Source organism: Curtobacterium sp. MCLR17_042 (genome assembly GCF_003234695.1).
In the GTDB taxonomy this organism is placed as follows: Bacteria; Actinomycetota; Actinomycetes; order Actinomycetales; family Microbacteriaceae; genus Curtobacterium; species Curtobacterium flaccumfaciens.
Genome location: NZ_QKTD01000035.1, coordinates 1 through 4185, shown reverse-complemented (window position 1 = coordinate 4185; position 4185 = coordinate 1). Strand labels below are relative to the sequence as shown.

Sequence of the window (4185 nt, the reverse complement as noted above, 5' to 3'; positions counted from 1 at the left end):
CCTCGTGGTACTTCTCCCACGCCCCCACCGGCCCCCGCCCGTGCAGCGCGTACTCCCCCACCATCCGCTCCTTGTAGACCGCCGGGTTGTGCGACGCCACGACGCGGGCGTTCCGCCAGTGCCGATCCAGCGCGCGCGTCCGGTCGGCCGCCGACGCCCCGCCGACCTCGAACAACTCGGACGCCGACCGCAGCACCCGCGGCCCGATCTCGACCTGCGCCTGGTACACGGCGTTCTCGGCCGCGTCGAGCAGCACGCGGTCGACGCCGACCCCGGGCTCGTTCGTCGCGACGACCCCGTCGAGCAGCCCCGCGGCGGCGACGACGAGTGACCGGGCGGTGAACGCCCCGGCCGACAGCCGCCCGAGCACCGAGAGCACCTGCGGGTCCTCCCCTGGCACGGCCGCGTTGGCGTGGATGTACGTGCGGGTCCGTGGTCGCACGAAGGCCACGGCGTCGTCGGACACGGCCTGCCCGATCCCGGCGAGGACCGCCAGCAGGTACAGCTGGTAGAAGGCCTGGATGTGCGACAGCGGAGCGTCCCGGTACGCCGACACCACCGACGGGTCCACCGACACCCCGTCGAACACGGTCGTGCCGGACGCGGTCAACCGCTGGCCGAACCCGTCCCAGTCGTCGATGCTCGTCACGCCCGGCGCGGAAGCGTCGACGGCGAACGTCACGCGCTCCCCGTCACGGTCCGCCGCCAGGTAGATCCAGTCCGCGTAGAGCGTGCCGGTCGAGTAGAACTTCCGCCCGTCGAGGCGGAGGGAATCACCAGCCGGCGTCACCGTCGTCGAGATGTCGGCCAGGGTCGTCCCGGTCCGCTCCGAGGTCGCGTTCCCGACGATCGCTCCGTCGACGATGCGCCGGAGCCACTCGTCCCGGCCGGCCGACGACGGCCGCAGCAGCAACAGTTCGGTGTACCCGAAGTGGCCCCGCCACAGGTGCGCGATGTTCGAGTCCGCCGCTGCCAGGTCCGCCACCAGGTGCGCGAGTTCGACCAGCGTCACGCCGAAGCCGCCGCGGTCCTCCGGCACGCGCAACCGTCCGAACCCCGCGTCGGCGAGCGCCCGGACCTCGGCGTGCGGCAGCGGCCGGTCGCCGGGCGCCCCGGACGCGAGCTCACGCTCGACCGCGCCGTCGCGGATGGTCGCGAACACGGGCGCGAAGCGTTCGCGCAGGGTCGCCAGCCGGTCGGCCGGGAGGCCCGTCACGCGTCCGTCGATCGTCGTCGCGTCCGTCATGCGGGCACCTCCACCGCGTCGCGCGCCTCGGTCGCGCCGGCGCCGCCCGAGAACGCCCCGCGCCACTGCCGGGCGGGGTGCGAGTCCGGCAGCTGTGCGTGGCCGAAGAGCTTCTCGCGCAGGGTGCCCTCGCGGTACTCGGACTGCATCAGTCCGCGCTCCTGCAGGGTCGGCGCGATGTGGTCGACGAACTCCTCGTACGATCCGGGCAGCGTCCAGTTGATGACGTTGACGCCGTCGACGCCCACCCGCTGCCAGTCGGCGAGCTCGTCGGCGATCTGCTCCGGCGTCCCGACGACCCGGGCGCGGAGCTTCGCGGACAACCGGGCGAGGTCGGCGATGGTCGGTTCGCGGTCCCCGGCGGCCTCGCGGAGCCACTGCAGGTGCGACTGTCCGGCGTGGGTGCGGACCTCGGAGAGCGGGGTGTCCGGGTCGAGGGGCTCGCCGGTGTCCGGGTCGAAGCCGAGGTTCGAGTGCACCAGGAACCCGTCGGCCGCCAGGTACTCGTCGATCTCCGCTTCCTTCGCCTTCGCCTCGGCCTCGGTGGAGCCGGTGACGAAGGTCAGGCCGAGGAAGAACGCGATGTCGTCCCGCTGGCGGCCGGCGGCCTCGGCCAGGTCGCGGGTCTCGCGGATGAGCTGTTCGGTGGCGTCCCGGTTCGAGGTCAGGATGAACTGGGCCTCGGCGTTCCGGGCGGCGAAGGCACGGCCGGCCGGCGACGACCCGGCCTGGAACAGCACCGGGGTCCGCTGCGGCGACGGTGCCGACAGGTGCGGGCCCTGCACGTCGTAGCGGGTGCCGTGGTGGTCGATGCGGTGCACCCTGTCGGGGTCGGCGTAGCCGCGGACGGGGTCCTTCAGCACGGCGCCGTCCTCCCACGAGCCCTCCCAGAGCTTCGCGCAGACCTCGAGGTACTCCTCGGCCCAGACGTAGCGCTCGTCGTGCTCCTCGAGCCGGTCGGCCCCGAAGTTCCGGGCGGCGCTGTCGAGGGCGCTCGTGACGACGTTCCAGCCGATGCGGCCCCGGGTGATGTGGTCGAGCGTGGAGACCTTGCGGGCGAAGTCGAACGGGTGCGCCTGGATGACACTCGAGGTGAACGCGAGCCCGAGGTGCTCGGTCGACACGGCGAGCGCGGAGAGCAGCACGGAGGGGTCGTTCGAGGGGATCTGCAGTCCCTCGCGCAGGTTGGTCGAGTAGTCGCCGCGACCGGGACCGTAGGTCCCGACGACGTCGGCGAAGAACATCGCGTCGAACTTGCCGCGCTCGAGGGTCCTCGCCAGGTCGGTCCACAGCGTCACGTCGTCGAAGTCCGCCTGCCGGGCGTCGGGGTGCCGCCACAGGCCGTGCTGGATGTGCGAGGTCGTGTTCATGACGAAGGCCGCGAAGCGCAGCGGGCGGTTCGGTGCATCGCTCATGTGTCCCATCGTGGTCGGCGGGCGCCGCCCGACGACAGCGACGTGACCTCCCGTTACGCGCGGTGTTCCCCGCGGCCCTGGACGCGACCATGCTCCTGAGGCATGCCGAGCCAGACCACCGTCACCGCGCCTCCAGGCCGTCCCGCTGCACCGTCGACCAGCGCGACCCGTCGTCGGGTCGCCCTCGCGTCGTTCGTCGGGACGACCGTCGAGTACTACGACTTCTACCTCTACGCGACGGCCTCGGCGCTGGTCTTCGCACCGACGTTCTTCCCGTCCGTGACGCCGGCCGTCGGGGTCATCGCGTCGTTCGCGACCTACGGCGTCGGGTTCGTGGCGCGGCCGCTCGGCGGGGTGATCGCCGGCCACCTGGGTGACCGGATCGGGCGGAAGAAGCTGCTCGTCGCGTCGCTGGTGCTGATGGGCATCGCGTCCACGCTGATCGGGGTCATCCCGTCCGCCGCGACCATCGGGGTCGGTGCCGTCGTGGCGCTCGTGTTCCTGCGGCTGCTGCAGGGCGTCGCGGCCGGTGCGGAGTGGGGCGGCTCGGCGTTGCTGTCCGTCGAGCACGCGCCGGAGCGGCACCGGGGGCTGTTCGGGGCGTTCACGCAGATGGGGTCGGCCGGTGGGATGCTCCTGGCGACCGGGGTCTTCACGCTCGTGCGGTCGCTGCTCGGCACCGAGGCGTTCCTGGCCTGGGGATGGCGGCTGCCGTTCCTGTTCTCGGCGGTGATCGTGGCGGTCGGGCTCGTCATCCGGCTCGGTGTGCAGGACGCCCCGGTGTTCCAGGAGCTGCGCGCCTCGGGCGGAGTCGAGCGGTTCCCGGTGTGGCAGGCGATCCGGCAGCACCCGCGGTCGATCCTGGTGACGGCGGGCCTGCGCCTCGTGCAGCCGGCGCTGTACTCGATCCTGACGACGTACTCGCTGACCTACCTCGGCAACGTGCGGGGGCCATCGGGCTCGGACGCGGGGCTGCAGGCCGTGCTCGTGATCTCGGCCGTGTCGCTCGTGTCCACGCCGTTCTGGGGGTGGCTGTCCGACCGGGTCGGGCGGCGGGTGCTCACGATCTGGTCGGCGGTGGGCATCGCGGTGCTCATCTGGCCGTTCTTCGCGTTCCTCGACGCGGGGCCGCTCGTGCTGCTGCCGCTCGTGGCGCTGATCGGGATGTGCGTGTTCCACGACAGCATCTACGGGCCGCAGGCGGCGTGGTTCGCGGAGCAGTTCCCGACCGGGCGGCGGTACTCGGGGATGTCGCTCGGGTACCAGATCGGGTCGATCTTCTCGGTGGGGCTGACGCCGCTGCTGGCCGCGGTGTTCGTGCAGCTCGGGGGTGGCTCGCCGTGGATCCTGTGCGGGTACCTCGGGGTGTACGCGGTGCTGACGATCGTGGCGGCGGTGTTCGCGGTGGATCCGCGGGCGGTGGCGCGGCGGGAGGCGCGGGCGGGCGCGGGCGCGGGCGCGGGCGCGGGCGCGGGGGGCTGACGTTTCGCGCTGAGCGACAGTTCTGGCCTTCCGGAGGCCGTG

At 72.7% G+C, this 4185-nt stretch carries 3 protein-coding genes; 1 reads left to right on the top strand and 2 read right to left on the bottom strand.

Features of this window, described 5'->3' with window-relative positions; translation table 11 throughout:
* A partial coding sequence (locus tag DEJ02_RS18220) for an acyl-CoA dehydrogenase family protein (RefSeq protein WP_111034072.1) occupies nt 1–1246 on the bottom strand: 1246 nt, incomplete at its 3' end.
* Nucleotides 1243–2661, bottom strand: a complete 1419-nt coding sequence (locus tag DEJ02_RS18215; protein WP_111034071.1) for an LLM class flavin-dependent oxidoreductase — start codon at nt 2659–2661, stop codon at nt 1243–1245. The genes DEJ02_RS18220 and DEJ02_RS18215, both read right to left, overlap by 4 nt.
* Before the next feature lie 102 nt (nt 2662–2763).
* Between DEJ02_RS18215 and DEJ02_RS18210 the strand changes: the two genes are divergently transcribed.
* Complete coding sequence (locus tag DEJ02_RS18210) at nt 2764–4143, top strand: MFS transporter (RefSeq protein ID WP_111034070.1); 1380 nt, start codon at nt 2764–2766, stop codon at nt 4141–4143.
* The last annotated feature ends 42 nt before the right edge of the window (nt 4144–4185 follow it).

Coding starts and splice junctions, on each gene's coding strand:
- DEJ02_RS18215 (WP_111034071.1), bottom strand. CDS start 2,661: ATGAGCGATGCACCGAACCGCCCGCTGCGCTTCGCGGCCTTCGTCATG.
- DEJ02_RS18210 (WP_111034070.1), top strand. CDS start 2,764: ATGCCGAGCCAGACCACCGTCACCGCGCCTCCAGGCCGTCCCGCTGCA.